The organism is Paenarthrobacter sp. PH39-S1 (assembly GCF_030063245.1).
GTDB lineage: Bacteria > Actinomycetota > Actinomycetes > Actinomycetales > Micrococcaceae > Arthrobacter_M.
Genome location: NZ_JASISR010000023.1, coordinates 25708 through 49554 on the forward strand (window position 1 = coordinate 25708; position 23847 = coordinate 49554).

The window sequence follows — 23847 nt, forward strand, 5'->3', positions numbered from 1 at the left end:
GGCCGGGAGCACCAGCTACGGACAGATCCGCGACCCGGCTACGATGTAACCATGATGGGTGGACTGTAACCATGATGGGTGGCCTGTAACCATAATGGGTGGACTGCAACCATGACCGGCTGGCAGCGGCTGCGGATGGCGGTGAACCTGCTTAACTTGTCTACGCCGCTGGGCATATTGCTGGCCCGGCTCACGCGGACACAGCTGCAGCCCGGACCCGACGGCTTGGTCTTCGCCACCGGTTACCGGCCCCTCTTGCCGACCGCGGGCGCGTTTACCGTCGGCAACGTGGTGTTCTATCGCGCTAACCGCTGCTTCATTGACGCCCAGCCTCGGCTGCTGGGACACGAGGCGCGGCACTGCACCCAATATGCCTGCTGCCTCGGTCTGCCCTTCCTCCCGCTTTACGGTCTCGGCGCCCTCTGGTCGCTCTGGCGCACTGGGGAGCCGGGCAGCCGCAACCCGTTTGAACGCCAGGCTGGGCTGGACGCCGGAGGCTACCAGCGCCACCCCACCATCGCCCGTTTCCGACCCACCATCGACCGTTTCCGCGGCACAGAAACCGAGGTAGTCCGATGATCCCGAACCAACAGCAGTCCCCGCCCGTACCTGCGGACGACGGCGCTCCACAGGTGACCGTGACCGGACGCGGGGCCTGCAGCCAGGTTCCCGACAAGCTGACAATCAGCATCGGCATCGAAACCCGGCGGGACACGGTGCCGGCTGCCTACGCCGGTGCGGCGACCGCTGTGCAGGCCATCCTGCGGCGGCTGCAGACGTTGGGCGTTGCGGCGGACGATACCACCAGCAGCGCCCTGAATGTCCGCGCCGAAACGAACTGGCAGGAGGGCGCAGGGAACGTTGTCAGCGGTTACCTGGTCAGCAGCTCCTTCGCGGTACGGCTCGACTACCGGACAAACGCCCGAGACCAAAGTGCCCAGGACGTCATCGTGGCCACGGTGGAAGCCGGCGGCAATGACGTGCGCCTGAACGGCCTGCAGCCATCCGTGTCCGATCCCGCGCAGGCCGCGGCGCGGGCGCGAGAACTGGCCTGGGCTGATGCCGCATCGAAGGCGGAACATTTTGCCGCCCTGGCCGGCCGCACCATCGGCCCCGTGCTCATCATCACCGAAGGTGAACCGGCCGCCGTCGGGCCGTCCCCTGTGCCCGTTATGGCGCGCGCACTGAACACGGAGGCAATTCCGCTGGAGGCTGGGGAGTCGACCGTCGAGGCAGCCGTCACGGTGAGCTGGGAACTTATCTGAGCGGCGGTGGTCCCGTCTGCGACCACGCTGCCAACCCAACCTCTCCGCCTGCTGCCAGCATGTCCGCGGCGTGTTCCGGTGCAGCCAACAGCGTTTTGCCGGACACGCTGACGACCACCCGGGCGCCGAGAAATGCCACATCGGCCAGGATCTGGTCCCAGTGCCGATACTGCACGTCATGTCCCTCATGCTGATAGATCCGATTCTTCACGACGTTGGGAAGCGCCGCCCGCCAGCGCTCCAGCTGGGCCAATGGAACTGCCGGATCCGCGCTGCCCCAGTAGGTAAAAACGGGCGCGTCCACGCGGCTCAGATCAGGCAGCGGCGTGTTCCCGCACAGCTCAAAGGCCTGGCTCAGACCTTGCGGAGACACATCCCTGCCCCGGGCGAAGACTCCTCGGGTTGCTTCTTCAATCACCGAGTCATCGAAACCTGGAACTCGGTGAACCGGGCTGTTCGCAGGAAAACGCCACCAATCCGCCGGATCCTCCGCGATCTTCTCTGCGTTGAAGGGTACCGCCCCGGCATCGCCATTCTCCGCGTAGGCACAGGCCAGATGGAGCGATCTCACCCGTTCCGGCCATTCGGCAGCAAACCAGGCAGCGTAGGGGCCGCCACCGGAAATGGCGACGACAGAGACCGGACCGATGTCCAGCGAATCCAACAGCGACCAGACGTCCGCCCCATATTCGACGAAGCCGACGGCGGGATCGAAGGGCGTTTGTCCGAGCCCGTTGCGCTCCACGGAAATGATCCGAATCCGCAGCTGCTCCCGGAATGACCGAGCGAACTCCATCAGCCGGAACGCCCGTACTGTAGTTCCCGCTCCGCCTAGAAAAAGCAAGGGCTGCCAGTCTGGCCGTCCCTCATCGATGAAATTGACGGTACGGCCGGAGCCAACGACGGTGCTGCGCACGGTCGGGCCAAGCGGATCAAAGCCCTGCTGCAGCACGGCGGGTGCGACCTCTTCCTGCAGAATCTCCATGCCGTTCCTCTCATTCGTACTCGTAAAAGCCGCGGCCGCTCCTGCGCCCCGACATTCGCTTTCCACCCTGCGCCTCAGCAGCACTCGCCGTCGACGCGGTTAAGCGCGGCATAGGCCAGTTGCTCTATGAGCAGCGATGATGCGGCGGAGGATTCGACGGCGGCGTCGATGGCGGCCTTGGTCCAGGCCAGGGCCATGGCGGGCTGCCCGGCCAGGAAGGCCGCGCGTTCCACCGCCACGGCAAGGGCCTCCCCGGCCGGGACAACCTCACGGACCAATCCGAGCCGGTGTGCCTCTGCGGCCGGGAACCGTTCACCGAAGAGAATGATTTCCCTCGTGATGGCCGGACCAACGGCACGGACCAGCCGGGTCAGGCCACCGGAGCTGGGCAGGATGCCCAGCCCCACCTCAGGCAGGCCGAACCGGGCCGATTCGTCGGCAATCCGGACGTCGCAGGCCAGCGCCAGCTCGAACCCGGCGCCCAGACAGTAGCCGGACACTGCGGCGACGGTGGCCTGCGGCAGCCGGGAGACGACGTCATACAGCGAGCCGCTGCCCCGGTAATAAGCCGCGATCCGCTCCGGCGTCATGTCCGGCAGCTCCGACGTATCGGCTCCGGCGGAGAAGGCCCGCGCGGAACCGGTGAACACGATGGCCCCGGCGGAGGCGACAGCCGGTGTCCGCAGCAGGTCCAACAGCGCCTGCTCCAAGGCGGTGGAGAGGGCATTCATTTTGGCCGGTCGGTTCAGCTGCAGGACCACCACTTTGCCGTGGTCCTGCACCTGGACCAGCGGCTCCGCCGGCTCCTCGCCGTACAGCCCGGTGGGGTGCGGCTGGGTCACTGCGGCACGGCTCCAGCGTACCTGAGCAGGCCCTCGGCTCCGCGCTTGTTGATTTCGTTGCCAATAATGATTGTCTGGATCTCCGAGGTGCCCTCCCAGATCCGGTCCACACGCAATTCCCGCCACAGCCGTTCGACCGGATTTTCCCGCATGTAGCCGCGTCCGCCGAAGATCTGCAGGGCATTGTCCACGCAGCGATTGGATGCTTCCGAGGCACCGAGCTTGATGACGGCGGCCTTTGCGTTGAGCAGCTTGCGGTCCATGCCCTGGTCCGCCTCCCATGCCACCTGGTACGTCAGCACCCGGTTGGTCATGATGTCCACGGTGTTCTTGGCCAGCATGTTCTGGATCAGCTGGAAATCGATGATCGGCTTGCCGAACTGTACGCGCTCCTTGGCCCACTCCGCGGCCAGCAGGGTGGCCCGCTCCGCGGCTCCGATGGTACGGGCCGCGATCATCAGGCGCTCCTCCACAAACCAGTCCCGGGTCAGCTCATAGCCTTGGCCTATCGCGCCGAGGATCTTGTCCGCACCAACGCGCACGTCCTCAAAGATGAATTCGGGGTGCTCATAGACGAAGGTGTGGGTGTAGCGGGGCACCCTCTTGACCGAGACGCCGGGCAGGTTCTTGTCGACCAGGAACATCGTCGGAGCACCGTCCACGCTGGCCAGCAGCAGAATGAAGTCAGCCACATCTCCGATGGTCACGAACAGCTTTTCCCCGTTGATCAGGTACGAATCCCCGTCCTTGACAGCGGTGGTTCGGATGTTCTGTGGATCCGAACCCGCCTCGGGTTCGGTAATCGCCACGGCGTCGCGCCGTTCACCGCGGATTTCCGGGATCAGGTATTCCTCGCGCTGCGCCGGGGTGCAGGCCTTCAAAGCGTTGGCCGGGCGCCACATGGTGTCCCAGAGCGCCCCGGTCAGCTTGCCGACCTCTTCGGAAACTATCGCGTGCTCCAGTACGTTCAGCCCGGCCCCGCCCCATTCCTCGGGCATGTTGATGGCGGCCAGTCCGTGATTGAGGATCAGCTGCTTGACCTTGGCGTGCTGGTCATCGGAGAGCCCGTTATTCATTTCGCAGTCGAGTTCATACTGCATCATTTCGTTGGTCCACGCGGCGGCGCGCTGCTTCAGCTCGATCTGGCGTGGGGTCATCTGGAAGTCCATGGGTCCGCTTTCTCTGAGGGTGGGTACTAATGGGAATAAATGGACGGCGTGCTGCCGGAGGGGGTGTCCGGGTGGAATCAGCCGAGGACGATGCGTGCGTCCAAGGCCAGGGCGCCGCCGGGCATCGCGGCAACGGGATTGCACTCGATTTCGGCGATCTCCGGGTGCGCGGCGGCCAGCTCCGAAAGCCGGGCGACGACGTCCGCCGCGGCGTCCAGATCCACCGGGGCCCGGCCGCGGGCGCCGGTCAGCAGGGCCGCCCCGCGCAGCGAAAGCAGCAGGTCCCGGGCCTGTGGCACTGATACCGGGCCGAGCGCGCACCGGACATCGCGCAGGATTTCCGCGAACACCCCTCCCAAGCCGACCAGCACGATCGGGCCGAAGCGTGGGTCGCGGCGGATGCCGACCAGCAGTTCGACGGCGCCGGACAGATCAGCCATTTGTTCAACGGAGCACGACGGCGGCGCGAGGCGTGCCGTGACGTCACGCCACGCGGTCAGGAGTCCGGGCTCGTCCGCTATATTGAGGATGACGCCGCCGCGGTCGGACTTGTGGTCATCACCCAAAGCCTTGAGCACCAGGGGGTAGCTCAATCCGGCCGCAGCGCCGAGCAACTCCTCCTCGGTGGACACCTCGGCGGCCGGAATAAAAGGAATTCCCGCGCCGGCGAGCAGTGCCCGCGACGGGTAGTAGCCGGTGTCCCGCACCGGTGTGGCTGCGGCCGGCAGCAGCGGAATCCCGGTAGCCGGCTCCGCCTGACGCCGTGCCAGGCGGCCCAGCACCCAAGCGGCTTCCTCAATGCCGCGGTAAACGGGAACCCCGCCTTCCCGCAGCGCGTCGGCACCGGCCGACTGCCAGTTCATCGTCTGCACCACCACGGTGCCGCCGCAGGCCGCCGTCGAAGCGGCCATGGCACGCGCGGCCTCGATCTCCCTGGCCGCAAGTTCCGGGCCGTAGCTGCCGTAGCCGCCAAAATAGCCGCTCATCAGGGTGGCATCCACAGCCGGGCTCGCCGTCAATTGCTCCAGCACGCGGGGGAAACACATGATGTCCTGCTCGCCGCCACCGGCAACATCCACCGGGTTGCTCACGGCCGCCGTTGCGGGCAGCTCGGCGGCCACCGCCGCCTGCAGCTCCGCGGGAAACTCGGCAACTTCCAGGCCCTGCGCCGCGGCGCAGTCACTGGCCACCGAGGCTTGACCGCCGCCGTCGGCGAACACGGCCGTCCGTCCGCCGCGGGGCACCCGGCTGCGCACCAGTGCCTGCAGCAGGTGGGCCATCTGCGCCGGAGATGAAACCTGTTCAATGCCTGCGGCCCGGCAGGCCGCGTCCACCACGATGCCGGAGGACACCATGGCGCCGGTGTGGGACTTGGCATTTCGGACCGAAGCATCGGTAGCACCGACCGTCAACAGCACGACGGGTTTGCCCGCCGCTGCGGCACGGGCCGCGGCGCGGGCGAAGCGCCGCCCGTCATGGAAATCCTCGCAGTAGACCGCTATCGCGGCCGTCCCCTCATGCCCGGCGTAGGCTTCGATCAGATCCGCGGCGTCCAGGTCCGCCTGATTTCCGAGGCTGGCGAAGCGTGAGACACCCAGGCCATGGTCCACCAGTAACGTGGCCAGTTCCAGCGCCATATTGCCGCTCTGCGAAATCACCCCGATGCTGCCCACCGGGAATTCATTGGAGGCCAGGGTCAGTCCGCTGCCATGGTCCAGCACGCCGAGGCAGTTGGGCCCCAGCATCCGGGCTCCGGCCGCCCGCACCTTCGCCGTAATCCGCTCCTCCAGCCGGCGGCCTTCCTCCCCGGCCTCACCGAGTCCCGCGCTGATGCCCACGATGGCACGGGCTCCGGCGGCGAGCGCGTCGTCAACGGCTTCCTCAAAGCCGGCAGCCGGGACGGCGATGACGGCCAGGTCAATCGGACTGCCGACTGAGACAGCGCTGCGCACCGCAGCTCTACCCAGGACGGTCGCCCGGGTGCGGTTTACCAGATGGACGGGTCTGTCGCCCTTCAGCGCCTGAACCGCAATCCAGTTGCCGTACTTGCGCGTGTCGTCACTGGCTCCGATGATGGCAACGGCGTTGGGCGAAAAGAGGGCAGCCAGACTGCCGGCGGCAGGGCCGGACCGGCTGGTTGCGTCCAGGGTAATCGTCATCAGAGCTCCTTTGCTGGGACGGGGCGCCCGGTCCCCCAGGCATCGGCCCCGCCGTCAATGGTTATGGTGGTACCGGTGATATAGCGTGCGGCGTCGGTGGACAGGAAGGTAATGACGTCCGCGACGTCCTCCGGCTGGCCAAGCCGGCCGAGCGGGACGCCTTGTTCCCACTCGCGCCGCGCCTCGGCGGCATATTGGTCAAGGCCTTCGCTGACGATGCTGCCCGGAGCCACTGCCACGGAGCGGATGCCGTAGCGGCTCCATTCCAGAGCCAGCCCGGACGCCAGATTTTCGACGGCGGCGCGGGCCGCGGTCGCGTGCACCATGCCGGGAATGCCCCGGCGCGGCGAGAAGGCCATAAAAACCACCAGACCGCTCCGGTTCGGAATCATGCTGCGCGTGGCCACCTCCCGGGTGACGTTCCAGACTGCCTCCACGGACAGCCGGTGGACGGCCCGCCAGCCGTTCACGCTGATCTCCTCGGCGGGGGCCTGGAATTGCCCGCCAGCGTTGTTGACCAGAATGTCGATCCGGCCGAACGCGGCCAGCGCCTGATCGACCAGCTCCGTCACCTGCTCCGGTTCCCGGATGTCGCCGGCCACTATCCGGGCCTCACCGCCCCCCTGGCGGACCAGCTCCGCAGTTTCCTTCAGCAGCGCCTCGCGCCGTCCCGCCAACACCACTTTGGCTCCGGTGCGTGCCATCGAAAGAGCCGTGGCCCGTCCGATTCCGGTACCGCCGCCGGTGAGCAGCGCGATCCTGCCCGCGAGCGCCTCGGGATGGAAGCTGGGCCGCAGCGCCGGTTCTGCTGCCGGTTTCACTGCCGGCATGCTGACCGCGCCGTTCACAGTGCCCGCACCCGGAGGCCGCGGCCGGAGGCATCGGTCTCGGCCTGCGGCTCCCCCGGCGCTGTAGACAGCCGTCCGGGAAGCTGGAAGTTCGGTGTAGCCCGCATCAGCGCGCGTGTGTAGTCATGCTGCGGATCTGCAAAGACCTGGGCGACGTCGCCGAATTCCACGATCCGCCCTTGTTCCAGCACGGCCACCTGTTGGGCAATGTTGCGCACCAGAGCGAGGTTGTGCGTAATGAACAGCAGTGTCAGACCCATGTCCGCCTGGAGCCTCCGCAGCAGGTCCACCAGTGAGGACTGCACCGAAACGTCCAGCGCCGAGGTGATCTCGTCACAGACGAGGACGTCCGGCTCGGTCGCCAGGGCCCTGGCAATGGCCACGCGCTGGCGTTCGCCGCCGCTGAGCTGGTCGGGGTAGCGCTGTGCGTGGTCCGGACGCAGCGACGCCCGTTCCAGGGCAGTGGCGACAATCTCGCGTGAATTCCTGACCCTGCCGCGCACGGCGGTCACCGGCTGCAGGATCAGTTCCTCCACGGTGCGTCGCGGATTAAGGGACTCGTACGGGTTCTGGAAGATGTACTGGATCCGGCGGCGTTCCTCCTTCGTCCGCTTAAAGCTGCTGGCCGCCAACGGCACACCGTCCAGCAGCAGCCCGCCGGTGAAATTGTGATGCAGGCCGGCGATGCAGCGGCTCAACGTGGTCTTGCCGGAACCGGATTCACCCAGGAGCGCCAGGCAATCCCCGGCATAGACGGACAAATCGATGTTCGCCAGCACTGTGTTGTCCCCGTAGCCTGCCTTCAGTCCGCTGATCTGCACGACAGGCCGCGCCGCGCCGTCCCGGCCTGAACGGGCACGGGAGTGCTGCGCGTGGATCGGCGGCAGAGCCTCATCCGCTTTGAAGCAGCGCACGCTGTGGCGCTCCCCCACGTCGGTGACGCCGGGCGGAGCCACCGTGCAGCCGTCATCGGCGAGCGGACATCTGGGCGCGAAGGCGCAGCCCGCCGGCCGGGCCAGGGGTGAGGGTGCGTTACCGGGAATGCCGACCATCGGCCGCTTGGCTTCCAGGTCCGGCACGGCCAGCAGCAGCCGTGCGGTGTAGGGATGCGCGGGGCTGGCCAGTACGTCCGCGGTGCTCCCGATCTCAACGATCCGGCCCGAATACATCACGGCTATCCGGTCCGCCAGCTCGGCAACCACGGCCATGTCATGGCTAATGTATACGGCGGCGCAGTCGTACGTCCTGCACATCGAGCGGACCGTTTCCAGCACATGCTCCTGGGTGCTGACGTCCAGTCCCGTGGTGGGCTCGTCCATCACTATCAGCGCCGGCCGGGCGGTGAAGGCCATCGCGATGGCTATGCGCTGCTGCTGACCGCCGGAGAGCTGGTGCGGATAGCGGGCCAGGAACGCATCGTCGTCCGGAAGCGCCACTTCCCGCAGCACCTCCCGCACCCGGGCCAGCCCAGCCGCGGAGCTTCCGGCCAGGCATTCGGTGAGCTGGGTGCGGATGCGCAGCGCCGGGTTGAGGGCGGACGCCGGCGACTGCGGAATGTAGGCAACAGTGCGCCCGCGCAGTTCGCGCACCTGGCGCCAGTTCAGGCCCGCCAGGTCCTTCTCCCCCACGCTGACGGAGCCGCCGTTGACCCTGGTCCCCTCCTTGCAGTAATTCAGCAGCGCCAGCCCCAGGGTGGTCTTTCCGGAGCCTGACTCGCCAACGACGCCGAGGATCTCACCGGGACGGACCTCCACGGACAGCTCATCGATGATGGCCGCCATCGACGGGACGCCGATGATTTTCAGGTCCTCCACCGTCAGGGTGGGTGTGCTGGTGCTCATTCTTTGACTCCTTGGTCGCTGCCGATGGCGGCTTTCGCCAGGCCGTCCGTCACCAGGTTGGTGCCGACGGTCAGCAGGGCGATGGCGATGACGGGCAGCGCCACCGACCACGGCGAGATGGTCAGCGCTATACGGTTTTCATTGATCATCAGGCCCCAGTCCGGCGTGGGCGGCTGCAGGCCCAGACCCAGGAAGCTCAGCCCGGCCACCAGTCCGATCGAGTAGGTCAGCCGCAGGCCGAATTCCACCGCCAGGGTGCTGCTGATGTTGGGCACAATCTCCTTGACCATGATCCGCCAGCGCGGGATGCCCACTGATTCCGCGGCCTTGACGAAATCGCGTTCGACGACGGACAGTGCCGCCCCGCGCACGACCCTTGCCACGCGCGGCAGGTGGCCGAGTCCGACCATGAGCACCAGCAGCCACAGCTGCGGGCCGATGATGGACAGGAAGAGCAGGGCAAGCACGATCTGTGGAAACGCCAGGGCCACATCGCCGGTGCGCATCAGTGCTTCGTCCAGCCAGCCGCGGCGGTACGCCGCGAGCACACCCACCAGGGCGCCGAGCCCGACGCCCAGGGATGTGGCCACCACGGCCAGAATCATCAATGTCTGGCCGCCGGCCAGGAACCGGGACAGCACATCCCGGCCAAGGTTGTCGGTCCCGAAAGGCCCTCCGGTGCCGGCCGGGGAGAATGGTGCGGCAACGAACTCGGTGGGTGAATGTGGCGCCATGTAGGGTCCCAGGAACGCCAGCGCGAGGACGAGGATGGTCAGGGCCAGGCCGATGACCGTGCGCCTGGACTTCAGGGACCGACGCAACAGCCCCGGTTTGCGTTGGACCTTGGCCGCGGCACCGGTTTTGGTGATGGCCTCAGTGGGGGTGCCGTTGCTCATTGGGCCGTCCTTACTTTCGGGTTGGCAGCCAGCGTCACGACGTCGGCGAGGAGATTGACGACGACGTAGAAGAGGGCGATGGCCATAACCAGGATCTGGACCACCGGCAGGTCCCGGTTGGTTACGGCGTCGATCAGCTGGAAGCCGATACCCGGGAAACGGAAGAGATATTCCACGATCACCACGCCGCCGATCAGCCACGCCAGCTGCAGGGCAACAACTTGGGCGACCGGGCCGATGGCGTTGGGGATAGCGTGTCGCCAGATCACGGTCCGCTCCGGCAGGCCCTTCAGCCGTGCCTGCTGAACGTACTGGCTCTCCAGGACCTCCAGCGTGGTGGCGCGCATGATCCGGATGATGTAGGGGGATACGGCGAGGACCAGGGTCAGCACCGGCAGCACCAGCTGCGCTGGGTTGCTCCAGACCTGCTCTCCTGGAATGAGGACGAAGACCGCCGGGAAAAGGTGCAGGAAGCCAGTGGCCAGCAGCAGTACCAGCAGCACTCCGACCACGAATTCCGGCAGGGAGGCCAGGACCAGGGTGACAACGCCGGTTACATGGTCCACCACGGTGTCCTTCTTCAGCGCGCTCCAGGTTCCGATGACGATGGCCAGCGGAATGGCGATGACGGCAGAGCCAAGCATCAGCACGCCTGAATTGAGGAGCATCGGCGCTATAACCTGGACCACCGGCTTGCCGCCCGCCAGCGAATTGCCCAGATCGAAGGTGACCAGGTGTCCCAGCCAGCTGATGTACTGCTCGGGAAGGGAGCCGCCGAGGTGGAGTTGTGCCCGCAGTGCGGCCAGCCGCTCCGGGGTCGCCTCCCGGCCCAGGATGGCCTGGGCCGCGTCCCCCGGAAGTGCCTGTGTGGCGAGGAAGACGACAAGGGAAACGACCCACAGAGTGAACAGGCCGAACATGGACCGCCGCAGCAGCAGCCGTCGCATCCCCCCGGTTCGTTTCCGGTTTTCCGTTGTTGGCCGGCCGGACGAAGCTGTCTCGGCCGTCGTTTTGGTCTGGGCCACCATTTTTGAAAGCGTCACTTATTCAACCAGACGTTGCGGAAGGTGAAGGACGTCAGCGGAATGCCGCTCTTGTCCGGGGTGAACCGGCTGACGGTCGAGGAATAGGCGTCGACGCTGTTCGGGAAGCCCCAGATGATGTAGCCGCCGCGGTCGAACTCAATCTGCTCGGCTTTCTGGATGATCCCGCAGCGGGTGGCCTGGTCCGTCGTGGCGTTGGCCTGGTTGACCAGGTCGGTCCACTGCTTATCATCCCAGTGTGTCTCGTTGTAGGGGGAGGTGCTGAAGCCGGAGGCTGCGGTCTGGGGCAGGTAGTCCCGGGTAAACCAGAAGTCCTGGGAGAAAGTCCACTTCAGGTACTGGTCGCCGTAAAATTCGCCGGGATCGACCTTTTTGACGTTGATGGTTACACCGGCCGCCTTGGCCTGCTGGGCGAAGACCTGTGCCGCCTCGACAAGTCCGGCAGCGGCGGCGGAAGTCACCAGATCGACGCTGAGGTTGGATTTACCGGCCTCGGCCAGCAGCTCTTTAGCCTTGGCGATGTCCTGATTGCGCTGCGGCACGTCCTGGGGGAAGCACGCGTCGAAGGGTGCGTACATGTCGTTGCCGACGGTGCCGTGGCCGCCCAGGACCTGCTCGACCATCTGCTGGCGGTCTACGATGAGCCGGAACGCCTCGCGGACCTTCGGATCATTGAAGGGCGCCTGGTCCACGCGCATCGTGAAGGGCAGCCAGGAACCGGTGGCCGATTCCAGCACCTTTAGCTGCGGGTTGGCCTTGACGACGTTGACTTGGCCCAGCGGCAGCTGGTCAATGGCGTCCACCTGGCCACCAAGCAGGGCGTTGACCCGGGCCGTGTCGTCGGGGAAGTCGATGATGGTGACCTTGTCCAGATAGGGCTGCCCAGCACGCCAGTAATGCGGGTTCTTCACGAACGTGCTCTGCTGGCCCGGCGTAAAACTTTCGGTCATGAACGGGCCGGAACTGACCGGATTCTTCGGGTCGTATCCGACCGGAACGATGCCGGCGTTGTATTGCGTCACAATGTCGGGAAAGGTCGCGAACGCGGTGGCGAAGGGAAAGACGATGGTCTGCGGGTCGGGTGCCTTCATGGCGTCCCGCTCCAGCCCGGACAGGGCCGTTGCGCCCGCCATGGGATTCTTGGGATCCGTGATGCGCTGGAAGGTGAAGATGACGTCGTCGGCCGTAATCGGCTTCCCGTTACTGAATTTCAGGCCATCGCGCAGGTGGACGGTCCAGGTCTTCGCATCGGCCGACGGCGTGATCTTGTCGGCCAGCGACATCTGGATTTTGTGGTCGACGTCGTAACTGGCGAGTGTGTCATACAGCTGAATGGCCCGTGCCTCGTCCGGGTGCGTAACAGGCGAGTGCGCATCCAGGCTGTCCTTCGCCGATCCTCCGACTATCCCCACTCGAAGGGTGCCCCCGGCCCTCGGGCTGGATGCTGCACCGGCATCCGCAGCGGGGGTGCCAGCCGAGGAACAGCCGGCAAGCCCCATCAGCGAGGCCGCCAGAGCCATGGCGGTTAGTGTTCGAAGACTCCTGGGACGACGGTGGACGGTCATTGGCTGCGCCTCCTGCGGCGGTGAAGGAAGAATTCCGGAAACTAAAGCGTCTGACTGACGCGTCGGTCATGACCCTAGCTTTGTGCCTGACGTCACACCCTGTCAAGCACGAAACGCTGGTTGTCCAGAAATTCACCCAGTCAAGCGGGACTGGGGAGTCATGATTGGTGTCAGATGAAACAACGACCATAAGCAGCACGCGGATAGCACACGGGAAAAATCCTTTAAGGTCTGACTGATGCGTCAATCAGACGAGAACGCTATAGTTTAGGAACCCGGTTTTGCTCTTCGCGCTCACCGAACCTCCGTGATCGCAGAAGATGAACACCGGAGACGAACGCTGAAGATGAAGACTGACGATGAAGACTGACGATGAACACCGAAGGAACCGCGATGAACGAAGCCCCTGAATCCCGTGGAAGTCAGGACCGGCGCACGGCCATCCTGGAAGCCGCGTGGCAGCTGATAGCCGAACGCGGGTATCATCACGTCCGGGTCCAGGACGTTGCACGGATATGCGGCACCAGCACGGGTACCATCCACTATTACTTTCCGGGCAAGGATGATGTGCTGCGCGAAGCGTTGCGCTATTGCGTTGACCAGGCCTTCGAACGGCAAGGGAGCATCCTCCGCCAGATAGACAACGCCCGTAAGCGCCTGCTCGCCCTGATCGAAATGCAGCTTCCATCGGGCGTGCAGATCCGCAACGAATGGTCGATCTGGCTTCAATTCTGGTCTGAAACATGCCTGAACCTTGACCTGAGACCGGTGCACAACGACTTTTATGCTCGCTGGATGGATGCCGTTGTCAGCATCGTCCGGCGGGGTCAACGCCAGGGCATTTTCCGCGACGTGGATCCGGTGGTTTTCGCCCGGCTGCTGACCTCCGCCACGGACGGGGCCGCCATCAAAATCCTTACCGGAGCCCCGGGCATGAGCGTCGATGTCATGCGGAACATGCTGGTGTCCATCGTGGACAAAGAACTGGCACTGACTCCGAGCCCCGTCTGAACGGCCGTGATCACTGACAAGCCGGCAGAGAGCGCTTTCGAAGAGCTCCGCGCCTCGCTCCGCGCCAGGCTCAGCGGTTGGACCCGTAATGCGGTCACGAATCAGCCGGATGTTCCCCGGGCAGCCGTCACCATCGCCATCTACGAGATCTCCGGCGCACCGCATTTTCTGATGATTAAACGCGTACCGCGTGGCTCGAACGCGGGCCAGTGGGCGCTGCCCGGCGGACGGATGGACCCGGGAGAGGACATCGTCGAAACGGGTCTGCGCGAACTGGCCGAGGAAACCGGATTGAATGCTGCGGCGGGCCACGTGGTCGGCCTGCTGGATGATTTCTACGCCAGCCGGGGCATTGTCATCACTCCCGTCGTTGTCGTGCTGGAGGGTCCTCAGCGGCCGCGCCGGAGCCCTGCGGAGGTGGCCTCGCTGCACCCCCTGCCGTTGGCCGCCCTGACCGCCCCGGGCGTGCCACGTTGGAAATCTGTCCGAGGCAGCGGCAGCCTGCTGCAGCTGCCGCTGCGGCACGACATGGTGGTACACGCTCCCACCGGCGCCATACTCTGGCAATTCGCTGAAGTGGCCCTGCGCGGCAGGCCGCTGCGGGTGCAGAACCTCACCGAACCGGGCTTCACCTCGCGGTGATCCGCCGCGGGCTCAGGCCTTGATTTCGCGTTTGAGGATCTTGCCGGTCGGGCCCTTCGGCAGGGCATCCACAATGAGGACTTTCCGCGGGTATTTGTAGGCCGCGATCCTGTCCTTAACGAAATCTTGGATCTGAGCCGCCAGGCGTTCCGGATCCTCGGCCCCCTCTGCGTTCTCCTTCAGAGCGACGACGGCGATGATCTCCTCACCGTGGACGTCATCGGGGCGCCCGACGACGGCGGCCTCCGCCACCGCGGGATGTTCGTACAGCACCTCCTCGACCTCACGGGGGTAGACGTTGTACCCGCCGCGCAAGATCATGTCCTTCTTCCGGTCCACGATGTAGAACACCTTGTCCTCGTCCATCCGGGCCAGATCTCCGGTGCGGAACCAACCGTCCGGGATGGCGGCCGCGGTGGCCTCCGGGTTGTTCCAATAGCCCTTCATGACGTAAGCGCCGGCGACGGCGAGTTCTCCCACGGTCCCGGCATCGACGTCGTGTCCGTCCTCGTCGACCACCCGCAGCTGGGCTCCGCGGACCGCCGTGCCGATCGAACCGGGCTTCCGGATCCCGTCCAGCTGGTTGAAGCACACCACCGGCGACGTCTCGGAAAGGCCGTAGCCCTCCAGCAACGTGGCGGCGAAGGTCCGCTCAAATTCGTGCAGCACCTCCAACGGAAGCGCGGATCCGCCGGACGCTGCCACGCGCAGGCTGGAGACGTCAAACCTGTCCCGGTTGCCCTCGGCTGCGCGGGCGCGCAGCAACGCGATGTACATGGTGGGAACGCCCTCGAAGATGGTGACCTTGTCCCGTTGGATGATTTCCAGGGCCTTGACCGGATCGAATTTTGGCAGGATGGTCACCATGCAGCCGGTCATGACCGCTGAGTTCAGTGCGCAGGTCTGGCCGAAGACGTGGAAGAACGGCAGGCCGCCGAATATCACGTCGTTGATCTGCGCGCCGAACAGGCCGGTGGAACATTCGGCGTTGCTGCGCAGGTTCTCGTGCGTGAGCTCGGCTCCCTTTGGCCGGCCCGTGGTGCCGGAGGTGTAAAGGATGACGGCGGTGTCATCAGGTGCCGCTGCGGCCGTTTCATCCACGGATTCGACCGCTCCCAGAAGGCCCATCAGGTCGGCATTGATCAAAATCACGTCCGCCCCGGCAGCCTCCGCCCCGGGGCCCACCTCACCGAGGACGCCGTCCCAGGCGAAGGCGATCTTGGCTCCGGAATCGGTCAGATGGTACTGAACCTCCCTGGACTTCAGCAGCGGATTCAGCGGGACCACGATGGCGCCGAACCGCAAAATGCCGTAGTAGATCGAGGGCATCAGCGGCAGGTTCGGGCTGATCAACGCAACTCTGTCGCCCGGTGCCAGACCGCGGTCCTGAAGCAGGCCGGCTACCTTCCTGCTCAACGCGTCCATCGCCGCATAGCTGATCTCGACGTCGTCCATCTTGACCGCAATACCGGCTGGATTGGACTGTGCGGACTTGGTCAAAATGGTGGCCAGATTGGACATCGCGGGCTCCTTTGCTCGACGGGGCGACGGCGACGCCGGGTAGGAACCGCGTCGCTGCATGTTCTCACGCTAACCTAGCTGTCCAGCCCCCGGGAGGGCAGCACCCCCGCGGCGCTCCGGGCACAGAGCAGCGGGACGACCCTTGCACTTGGGTCGAAAGTATGTTCGACTAGAGGCATGCGTTGGGAAACCCAGGAGTTGGCACCGGAAAAGACAGCGGCCGTCCCGGCATTGCTGCCGTTGGCGGGCCTGGTCCGGACCGTATCCACTCCGGATTTTGCCGGCATTACCTTCCACGAAGTGGTATCCAAATCCGTGCTCAACAAAGTTGCCGCCGGCTCCAAAATGCCGTTCAGCTGGACAGTGAACCCCTACCGTGGATGCTCGCACGCGTGTGTGTATTGTTTCGCGCGGAAAAGCCATACCTATCTTGACTTTGATGCGGGTATGGATTTTGACAGTCAAGTGGTCGTGAAAATCAACGCCGGTGAGATATTGCGCAAGGAACTGGCAAAATCCACCTGGTGCCGCCAGCATGTAGCGCTGGGCACCAACACGGATCCATATCAGCGCGCCGAGGGCAGGTACAAACTCATGCCCGAAATCATCAACGCACTGACCGATTCCGGGACGCCGTTTTCCATCCTCACCAAGGGCACCTTGCTGGGACGCGACATCCCTTTGCTCAAGGCTGCGGGGCAGCAGGTCTCTATCGGGATGGGGATCTCGCTGGCCCTCACGGATGAGGCATTGGCACACACGCTGGAGCCTGGCACGCCGTCCCCGCGGGCACGGCTGGCCCTGATCAGCAGACTGCGCGAGGCCGGGCTGCCATGCGGCGTGATGGCGATGCCGATCATCCCGTGGCTTACCGATTCAGATCAGGCCCTGGACGCGCTGTTCGGCGCACTGGCCACGGCGGGCGCCACGGGGGTCAGCGCCGGGGCGTTGTATCTGCGCCCCGGAACACGGGAGTGGTTCATGCAGTGGCTGGCCAGGGAACACCCTGCGCTGGTGGGACGGTACCGCCGGCTCTATTCAACCGGCCCCTACGCACAGAAAGACTATCGGCAGTGGCTGGCGGGCAGGATCAACTATTTCAAGGCCCGTCACGGCTTTACCGGTACAGATGGTTTCATCCACGACGCCCGGACCGAGGAGTCACGCTATCCGGCCGGCAGTCTACCGGAAGATAAGACTGTGCGGTTCGGGCGGAAGGATTCCCCGGCAGCAGCGGAGCCCACGCTGTTCTGAAGCATGCCGGTTTGTTCTAACGGCCGGCGCCATTCTCAAAGCGCCGCACTTCCCAGGGGGCCGTCCACCGGGGGCCGTCCACCGGGGGCCGTCCACCGGGGGCCGTCCACCTATCCACAGACGGCAGGGCCGCGCTACCGGTAGCGTAGGAACCGGCAGCCCATCGTGCTGAGCAGCCGTGTGAAGTGAGCGATGCAGGAGAACCTATGAGCCATGGAATCTACGTCAGCGCCACATCCCCGGGATCGGGAAAGTCTCTGATCACGCTGGGGCTGGCGGATATGCTGCACCGGCACGCGGACAGAATCGGGTTTTTCCGGCCAATTGTGCAGGTCGCCGACCCGGATCAGGATCCGATGGTTTCGCTGATGCGCCGCAGTTTCAGGCTCGACGCGTCTCGGTGCCGCGGAGGGCTGACCGACACCCAGGCCCGGGGGCTGTTGGTGGCTGGAAAGCGCGAGGAGATCGACTCTGCCTGCGTTGCGATCTATTCCGAATTGGCCCGGCACTGCGATGTCATTATCGTCGAGGGCACGGATCTGATCGGACAGGACGCCGCCGTCGAGTTTGACTTGAATGCCCGGCTTGCGAACAACCTAGGCTGCCTGGTTGTAGCCGTGGTGAGCGCCCGTGATCTGGCACCGGCGCAGGCTGCCGATGCCGTCGATGTGGCCCGGCGGGAGCTCGACGCCGCGGGGTGTTCGCTGCTGGCCATGATGGTCAACCGGGCGGACGGCAGTGCCCTTTCGGACATCATCTCCGCCGTCCGCCCGGGAAAATCACACCGCCCGGTCTATGCAATCCCGGAACTGGAGGAACTCTCCCGACCTACCGTCGCCGCCGTCGTGAGCACGCTTGCGGCTATCCAGGTTGCCGGGACCGACAATCTGGAACGCGACGTCAACGGCATTAAGGTCGCTGCGATGAGCGTGGCTAATTTTCTGCATGTCCTGCTCGACGGCGACCTGGTGATCACCCCGGGTGACCGGGCGGACATCATCGTCGCCACGCTGGCATCCGCGCTCTCCCCCGGGCTGGCCGTTCCCTCGGCCCTTGTCCTCACCGGCGGGCTGGCACCGGACGAACACATCCGGCCGTTGCTGGCACAGGCTCCGTTTCCGGTTTTCACGGTTCCGGACGACACCTATCGGACGGCTCAACGGGTCGGCAGGGTCCGCGGCGAGATCGCCACCGGGGAACGGCGGAAGGCGGCCGCTGCGCTGGGCGCGTGGGCTAAGGCGGTGGATGAGTCCGAACTGCTGGAGCGGCTCTCCTTGCCGCGTCCGGCGCGGATGACGCCGCTGCGGTTCCTGCACGACCTAATCGAGAGGGCCCGTTCCCAGCGGCGGCATATTGTGCTGCCCGAAGGCTCGGACGTGCGCGTGCTGCACGCGGCCGAGATCCTGCGCCGCCGCGATGTCTGCGACCTGACGCTGCTGGGGCCGGCGGCACAGATCCGCGAACTCGCCGTATCCCGGGGAATCGATCTGACCGGCATAACGATCGTTGACCCCGCGCACAGCCCGCTGCGGGAACAGTTCGCCGTTGAATACGCGCGGCTCAGGGCGCACAAAAACGTGGAGCTGGCTGCGGCGCGGGACACTATGCTGGATGGCTCATACTTTGGCACCATGATGGTGCAGCTTGGCAAGGCCGACGGCATGGTCTCCGGCGCTGCGCACACCACGGCCAACACGATCCGCCCAGCCTTGGAGTTCGTCAAGACCCGTGCGGGGGTGCGGATCGTCTCTTCTGTCTTCCTGATGCTGTTGCCGGACCGGGTGCTGGTCTACGGCGACTGCGCGGTGAACCCGGAGCCGAACGAGGAGCAGCTGGCGGACATCGCCATTGCCTCGGCCGGCACGGCGGCGCAGTTCGGCGTGCAGCCCCGGATCGCGATGCTCTCCTACTCAACCGGCGAATCCGGCGCCGGGGGCGCAGTCGAAAGCGTCCGCCGCGCCACGGAGCTCGTCCGCGGCCGTCGCCCGGACCTCCCGGTGGAGGGACCTATCCAGTACGACGCCGCCGTCAACGTTTCCATCGCGGCTTCAAAAATGCCGGGCTCGACGGTGGCCGGGCAGGCGACGGTGTTCATCTTCCCTGACCTGAACACGGGAAACAATACGTACAAGGCGGTGCAGCAATCCGCCGGCGCCGTCGCCGTCGGGCCCATTCTGCAGGGGCTGAACAAGCCCGTCAATGACCTGTCCCGCGGCTGCACCGTGGAAGACATCGTCAATACCGTCGCCATTACCGTCGTTCAGGCACACACCGCCCAGGACACGGCGCACACCCGCGCTGAGCCGGCCCACACCGTTCAGGAACCCACCCAAAGACAGGCGGGCTGACATGCTCATCCTGGTCCTGAATTCCGGCTCATCCTCGATCAAATACCAGATCCGTGAGGTCCCCGACCCCGGTGCCCGGCCACGCGGGGGGATGGTGGACGGCGCGGGGGTCGATGCTGATCAGGCAGTCCCGGGCGGCATACCGTCCGTCGACGGCGGCGCCAGAATCGTGGCCGAGGGCCTGATCGACCGGATTGGCGACTCCACCCCGGGCCCCGATGCGGTCAAGGACCATGCCGAGGCATTGGACCGGATCGGCGCGGCGGTCTCCGAGGTGCTCGGCGGCAACAAGCTCGACGCCGTCGGGCACCGCGTGGTGCACGGCGGCGAACGCTTCAGCGGACCGGTGCTGATCAACAACGAGATCACCCGCTCCATTGAGCGATTGAATCCGCTCGCCCCGCTGCATAACCCCGCCAATGTGCTCGGAATCCGTGCCATTACCGGGATTTGGCCACAGCTGCCGCAGGTGGCCGTCTTTGACACTGCTTTCCACCGCACCCTGCCCGAGCATGCCTGGCGGTACGCCGTGCCGGATGAGCTGTACAGCCGCTACGGCATCCGACGCTACGGTTTTCACGGCACCTCACTGGGCTACGTGTCGGTCCGGGCGGCCAGGCTGCTTAACATTGCCCCGGAGGACTTCAACGCGGTCATCGCCCATCTCGGAAACGGCGCCTCGGTCACCGCGGTCCGGGGCGGCACCAGCATCGATACGTCCATGGGCTTCACACCGCTGGCGGGGCTGGTGATGGGCACGCGGTCCGGGGACATCGATCCGTCGGTCCTGATCTTCCTGCTGCGCCAAGGCATGGACGCGGACGGGCTCGACGAACTACTGAACAGGAATTCCGGGCTGACGGGACTGGCGGGAAACAATGACATGCGTTCCGTGGTGGAGGCGGCCGACGGCGGCGCGGAGGCTGCGCGGACAGCGCTGGCTGTGGCGTCCTACCGGCTCGCCAAATACGTCGGCGGCTACCATGTGGCCGTCGGTGGGGCCCGTGCGATCGTCTTTACCGCCGGGATCGGGGAAAATTCCTGGCAGTTCCGGCAGCTGGTGGTGGACCGGCTGCAGGTGCTCGGCATCCGTCTGGACGCAGATGCCAACCGTGCCCGCAGCAGTGAGCCACGGATCATCAGCACAGCCGATTCCGCGGTTGCGGTGCTTGTCGTCCCGACGGATGAGGAGCGGGCGATCGCGGAGGCGACTGCGGCCGTCGTCGCCGGCCTTCGCTAAAGCCGGACCAATAGGTCCGCTGCGGACGTAATGATCAGGTTCAGGCCGGCCAATCTCGCGTCGAGCCGCTCCAGCCGCTCGAAAGTTTGTACTGCGTGAACTGTCAGCCGTCCTGTTCGAACGCATGCATGTTCTCCCTCGGGCCGAACGTCCCGATCCGGGTACCGTCCGGCTCCCGGCGGCTATCCGCTCTTGCGGCGGAACTCACGCTTCTGCGAGGCGGATCCATGCTCGTGGCTTATCCTGGCACCGGTGGAGGCCTCGACTGTGGCATGGTGCTGGCTGTTTTTGCGGTCCAGCGCCTCGCGGAACTTCTTCTTCATGTCATCGCTGGCACCGGCCTTCGCGTCAGCGGCAGGCTCGTCCTCGTTGTGCTCGCCAGATGTTGTCATCTAATCCTCCTGGGTGTCTGCGGTGAAGCTCCAGTCTGGCACAGTTCTCCGCCGCCCGGGGCGGAATGTGCGCAGGACCGGATACGGGCCGGCCCGCCTATAGAAAGGGGATCAAAACGGTCAATCTGGAACCGGCATGGCTAGGGCCCGACGACGACGGCCAGCAGGGCGCACACGATCGCCAGATCCGCCGGAATCCATGCCAGCTCCAACAGCCCGGCATTCTGATCCAAGGGCACCCACCGCAGTTCGTCATGATCCTCCAACGGTTTCGGCGTGCCCGAACTCAGCTCGGCGAGCCAGACTCGCATCGCCGCCTGTTCACTCAGCGGCCAGCCGGTCGCCGTCGGGCCCGTGAGCTCCGGACCCAGCCGCACCGCAACACCGAGCTCTTCACGAAGCTCGCGGTGCAGGGCATCCTCGTGCCCCTCCCCCGGCTCCACCTTGCCGCCGGGGAATTCCCACATTCCGGCGTAGGCCGGCGGGGCCGTGCGCCGGGCCGCCAGCAGCAGCCGCGGGTTCCGCAGCGAATCCACGATCGCGCCGCCGACGATCTGCCTCAGTAAAGTCACGGCCACCAGTTTAGGGCCAATTAGGATGGAAGCGCACAGCGCGGTCCTCGATCCCAGTAGACCAGCGCTCCCACCCCGAACTATCGAGAGACGAATGACGACGACCTCGACTCAACTGTCCCCCCGCCAGATCACGCTGGCCATCTTTTCCCTCGCCGTCGGCGGATTCGGCATCGGTACCACCGAGTTCGCGATGATGGGGCTGCTGCCCAATATTGCCGACGGTGTACGCGTCGGCATTCCCGAGGCTGGTCATCTGATCTCCAGCTACGCGCTCGGCGTGGTGGTCGGCGCGCCGCTGCTGGCCGCCGTCGGCGCCCGTCTGCAGCGCCGGAAGCTGGTGCTGGGGCTGATGGTGCTTTTCACCCTGGGCAACCTTTCGTCTTTCTTTGCCCCGGACTACGGGACCCTGCTGGTCAGCCGCTTCGTTGCCGGGCTGCCGCACGGCGCGTATTTTGGGGTGGCAGCGGTGATCGCCGCCTCATTGGTGGCACCGACAAAACGCGGACACGCGATCTCAATGGTCCTGCTCGGGCTCTCGGTTGCCAACGTCGTGGGGGTTCCGCTGGCCACGCTCATCGGGCAACAGTTCGGCTGGCGGCTGATGTTCGTGCTGGTGGCCCTGATCGGCCTTACTACGTTGGCCTGCGTCCTCCGCTTTGTACCGGCGCAGAAGACCGTGAAGGGTGCGAGTATCCGCACCGAGCTGGGCGCGCTTAAACGGCTTCAGGTCTGGCTGGCGCTGCTGATCGGCATCGTTGGCTTTGGCGGCTTCTTCGCCGTGTATTCCTACATCGCGCCGACCATGACCGAGGTCGCTGGTTTCCCGGCTGATTTCCTGCCCGTTGTGGTGGCCCTGTACGGCCTCGGAATGGTGACGGGCAACATCATCGGCGGGAGGATTGCGGACAGGTCGGTGATGGGCAGCATTTATGCCGTCATGGTGTTCATCGCCCTGATGCTGCTGGTCTTCAGCCTGACCGTCCACATTCCGTGGGCCGCGCTGGTGATGATCTACGTCGTCGGCGCGGCAGGCTCCATGCTGGTGCCCGCACTGCAGACCCGGTTGCTGGATGTCTCACCCGATGCACCGTCGCTGGCGTCCTCGCTGAACCATGCAGCGCTGAACGTGGCAAATGCGCTGGGCGCGTTCCTCGGCGGTGTGGTCATCACCTGGGGCTGGGGTTATACCGCCCCGGCGCTGGTGGGAGCGTACCTGGCGGCTGTCGGCGTCGGCATCGCCCTGGTCAGCGGGCTGGTGGACCGCCGGCGGCAGCAGGCATGGCGAGCACCTCAGCTACCGGAAACGACCGGGGCTGCCTTGGCTGCCGAATAGATATCCGGCTCCAGATAGATAATTTTGGCGATTGGGACGGCCGCACGGATTCGCTGTTCCGCCGCGTCGATGGCGGCCGCGATTCCCGCAGCCGAATCGGCAGCCGAAACGGCGATCTTTGCGCCCACCAGCAGTTCCTCCGGACCAAGGTGCATGGTCTTCAGATGAATAATGCGGCTCACCCCGGGGCCCACCAGGGCGGCCTCGATCGCCCGCACATCCGCCACGGTGGCCGATTCGCCCAGCAGCAGCGACTTGGTCTCGATGGCCAGCACGACGGCGACGGCCACCAAAAGGAGGCCGATCAGCGCCGTTCCTGCCGCATCCCACCGCCCGTCACCGGTCACCAGCGTCATGGATACGCCAAAAAGGGCAAAAACGAGACCAACCAGTGCCGCCGAGTCTTCCAGCAAGACGACAGGCAGTTCGGGGGCCTTTGCCGTGCGGATAAACTGCACCCAGCTTTTCCCGCCCCGCGTACCGTTGGATTCCTTTACGGCGGTGCGGAACGAAAACCCCTCCAGGATAATAGAACCAACCAGTACCACCAGCGGGACCCAGGCCCAATTAGCATCGATTCCGTGCGGATCGTGAAATTTCTCATAGGCCTCAAAGAGGGCAAACAGACCGCCCACACTGAAAAGCACAATGGAGACTATAAACGCGTAAATATACCGCTCCCGGCCGTACCCGAAGGGGTGTTCCGGACTGGCCTGCCGCTGGGCCCTCTTACCTCCCAGCAACAGCAACAGTTGATTTCCGGAGTCGGCCAGTGAGTGAATCGATTCGGCCAACATTGACGACGACGCCGTCAGCAGAAAGGCGACGAACTTAAGTATCGCGATCGATATATTCGCTGCGAACGCGGCAACGATTGCCTGGCTTCCTCCACTGCTGGACACAATGCCACTCCTTTGA

The 23847-nt window shown here is 65.4% G+C and carries 21 protein-coding genes; 8 read left to right on the forward strand and 13 right to left on the reverse strand.

Annotation, left to right across the window (positions count from 1 at the left end; all coding sequences use genetic code 11):
- Nucleotides 1-111 precede the first annotated feature (111 nt).
- Both QMG52_RS14930 and QMG52_RS14935 read left to right on the forward strand, forming a co-directional pair.
- On the forward strand, nucleotides 112-579 hold the full coding sequence (locus QMG52_RS14930; protein WP_283561194.1) for a hypothetical protein: 468 nt from the start codon (nucleotides 112-114) through the stop codon (nucleotides 577-579).
- Nucleotides 576-1265, forward strand: a complete 690-nt coding sequence (locus QMG52_RS14935; protein ID WP_283561195.1) for an SIMPL domain-containing protein — start codon at nucleotides 576-578, stop codon at nucleotides 1263-1265. The genes QMG52_RS14930 and QMG52_RS14935 overlap by 4 nt, the downstream gene beginning before the upstream one ends.
- Here QMG52_RS14935 and QMG52_RS14940 read toward each other — a convergent pair.
- The 9 genes from QMG52_RS14940 to QMG52_RS14980 form a co-directional block, all read right to left on the reverse strand.
- Nucleotides 1258-2250 (reverse strand): alpha/beta fold hydrolase, encoded by a 993-nt coding sequence (locus QMG52_RS14940; RefSeq protein WP_283561196.1) that lies wholly within the window; start codon nucleotides 2248-2250, stop codon nucleotides 1258-1260. The two genes, QMG52_RS14935 and QMG52_RS14940, sit on opposite strands and share 8 nt — an antisense overlap.
- A 74-nt stretch (nucleotides 2251-2324) precedes the next feature.
- Nucleotides 2325-3092, reverse strand: coding sequence for an enoyl-CoA hydratase/isomerase family protein (locus tag QMG52_RS14945; RefSeq protein WP_283561197.1), 768 nt, complete (start codon nucleotides 3090-3092; stop codon nucleotides 2325-2327).
- Nucleotides 3089-4249 carry an acyl-CoA dehydrogenase family protein gene (locus tag QMG52_RS14950; RefSeq protein WP_283561198.1) on the reverse strand — a complete coding sequence of 387 codons (1161 nt, stop codon included), beginning with the start codon at nucleotides 4247-4249 and terminating at the stop codon, nucleotides 3089-3091. The genes QMG52_RS14945 and QMG52_RS14950 overlap by 4 nt, the downstream gene beginning before the upstream one ends.
- Nucleotides 4250-4338: 89 nt before the next feature.
- Entirely contained in the window at nucleotides 4339-6420 is a 2082-nt protein-coding gene (locus QMG52_RS14955) for an acetate--CoA ligase family protein (RefSeq protein WP_283561199.1), read from the reverse strand.
- A complete protein-coding gene (locus tag QMG52_RS14960; RefSeq protein ID WP_283561200.1) occupies nucleotides 6420-7241 on the reverse strand; it encodes an SDR family oxidoreductase in 822 nt (273 codons plus the stop codon). The genes QMG52_RS14955 and QMG52_RS14960 overlap by 1 nt, the downstream gene beginning before the upstream one ends.
- Nucleotides 7242-7264: 23 nt before the next feature.
- Nucleotides 7265-9109 carry an ABC transporter ATP-binding protein gene (locus QMG52_RS14965; RefSeq protein WP_283561201.1) on the reverse strand — a complete coding sequence of 615 codons (1845 nt, stop codon included), beginning with the start codon at nucleotides 9107-9109 and terminating at the stop codon, nucleotides 7265-7267.
- Complete coding sequence (locus tag QMG52_RS14970; RefSeq protein WP_283561202.1) at nucleotides 9106-10005, reverse strand: ABC transporter permease; 900 nt, start codon at nucleotides 10003-10005, stop codon at nucleotides 9106-9108. The genes QMG52_RS14965 and QMG52_RS14970 overlap by 4 nt, the downstream gene beginning before the upstream one ends.
- Nucleotides 10002-11048, reverse strand: coding sequence for an ABC transporter permease (locus tag QMG52_RS14975; protein ID WP_349361732.1), 1047 nt, complete (start codon nucleotides 11046-11048; stop codon nucleotides 10002-10004). Before QMG52_RS14975 ends, QMG52_RS14970 begins: the two co-directional genes overlap by 4 nt.
- Entirely contained in the window at nucleotides 11045-12613 is a 1569-nt protein-coding gene (locus tag QMG52_RS14980) for an ABC transporter substrate-binding protein (RefSeq protein WP_283561203.1), read from the reverse strand. The genes QMG52_RS14975 and QMG52_RS14980 overlap by 4 nt, the downstream gene beginning before the upstream one ends.
- A 393-nt stretch (nucleotides 12614-13006) precedes the next feature.
- Between QMG52_RS14980 and QMG52_RS14985 the strand changes: the two genes are divergently transcribed.
- Both QMG52_RS14985 and QMG52_RS14990 read left to right on the forward strand, forming a co-directional pair.
- On the forward strand, nucleotides 13007-13624 hold the full coding sequence (locus tag QMG52_RS14985; RefSeq protein ID WP_283561204.1) for a TetR/AcrR family transcriptional regulator: 618 nt from the start codon (nucleotides 13007-13009) through the stop codon (nucleotides 13622-13624).
- A gap of 6 nt (nucleotides 13625-13630) precedes the next feature.
- A complete protein-coding gene (locus QMG52_RS14990) occupies nucleotides 13631-14266 on the forward strand; it encodes an NUDIX hydrolase (RefSeq protein ID WP_283561205.1) in 636 nt (211 codons plus the stop codon).
- Between the two features lie 12 nt (nucleotides 14267-14278).
- On the opposite strand, the gene QMG52_RS14995 is transcribed toward QMG52_RS14990, so the two are convergent.
- Complete coding sequence (locus QMG52_RS14995; protein ID WP_283561206.1) at nucleotides 14279-15787, reverse strand: long-chain-fatty-acid--CoA ligase; 1509 nt, start codon at nucleotides 15785-15787, stop codon at nucleotides 14279-14281.
- Nucleotides 15788-15964: 177 nt separating this feature from the next.
- Here QMG52_RS14995 and QMG52_RS15000 point away from each other — a divergent pair, with 177 nt between their 5' ends.
- The 3 genes from QMG52_RS15000 (at nucleotide 15965) to QMG52_RS15010 (ending at nucleotide 20629) form a co-directional block, all read left to right on the forward strand.
- A complete protein-coding gene (locus tag QMG52_RS15000; protein ID WP_283561207.1) occupies nucleotides 15965-17041 on the forward strand; it encodes an Rv2578c family radical SAM protein in 1077 nt (358 codons plus the stop codon).
- A 206-nt stretch (nucleotides 17042-17247) separates the two neighbouring features.
- Nucleotides 17248-19389, forward strand: coding sequence for a phosphate acetyltransferase (gene pta / locus QMG52_RS15005; RefSeq protein WP_283561208.1), 2142 nt, complete (start codon nucleotides 17248-17250; stop codon nucleotides 19387-19389).
- Between the two features lies 1 nt (nucleotide 19390).
- Entirely contained in the window at nucleotides 19391-20629 is a 1239-nt protein-coding gene (locus QMG52_RS15010) for an acetate/propionate family kinase (protein WP_283561209.1), read from the forward strand.
- A 182-nt stretch (nucleotides 20630-20811) separates the two neighbouring features.
- Here QMG52_RS15010 and QMG52_RS15015 read toward each other — a convergent pair whose 3' ends face one another.
- A complete protein-coding gene (locus QMG52_RS15015) occupies nucleotides 20812-21021 on the reverse strand; it encodes a DUF5302 domain-containing protein (protein WP_283561210.1) in 210 nt (69 codons plus the stop codon).
- A 140-nt stretch (nucleotides 21022-21161) separates the two neighbouring features.
- On the reverse strand, nucleotides 21162-21593 hold the full coding sequence (locus QMG52_RS15020) for a (deoxy)nucleoside triphosphate pyrophosphohydrolase (protein WP_283561211.1): 432 nt from the start codon (nucleotides 21591-21593) through the stop codon (nucleotides 21162-21164).
- A gap of 94 nt (nucleotides 21594-21687) precedes the next feature.
- On the opposite strand from QMG52_RS15020, the gene QMG52_RS15025 reads away from it, so the two are divergent.
- A complete protein-coding gene (locus tag QMG52_RS15025; RefSeq protein WP_283561212.1) occupies nucleotides 21688-22929 on the forward strand; it encodes an MFS transporter in 1242 nt (413 codons plus the stop codon).
- Here QMG52_RS15025 and QMG52_RS15030 read toward each other — a convergent pair.
- Nucleotides 22887-23831 (reverse strand): cation diffusion facilitator family transporter, encoded by a 945-nt coding sequence (locus QMG52_RS15030; RefSeq protein WP_283561213.1) that lies wholly within the window; start codon nucleotides 23829-23831, stop codon nucleotides 22887-22889. The two genes, QMG52_RS15025 and QMG52_RS15030, sit on opposite strands and share 43 nt — an antisense overlap.
- Between the last annotated feature and the right edge of the window lie 16 nt (nucleotides 23832-23847).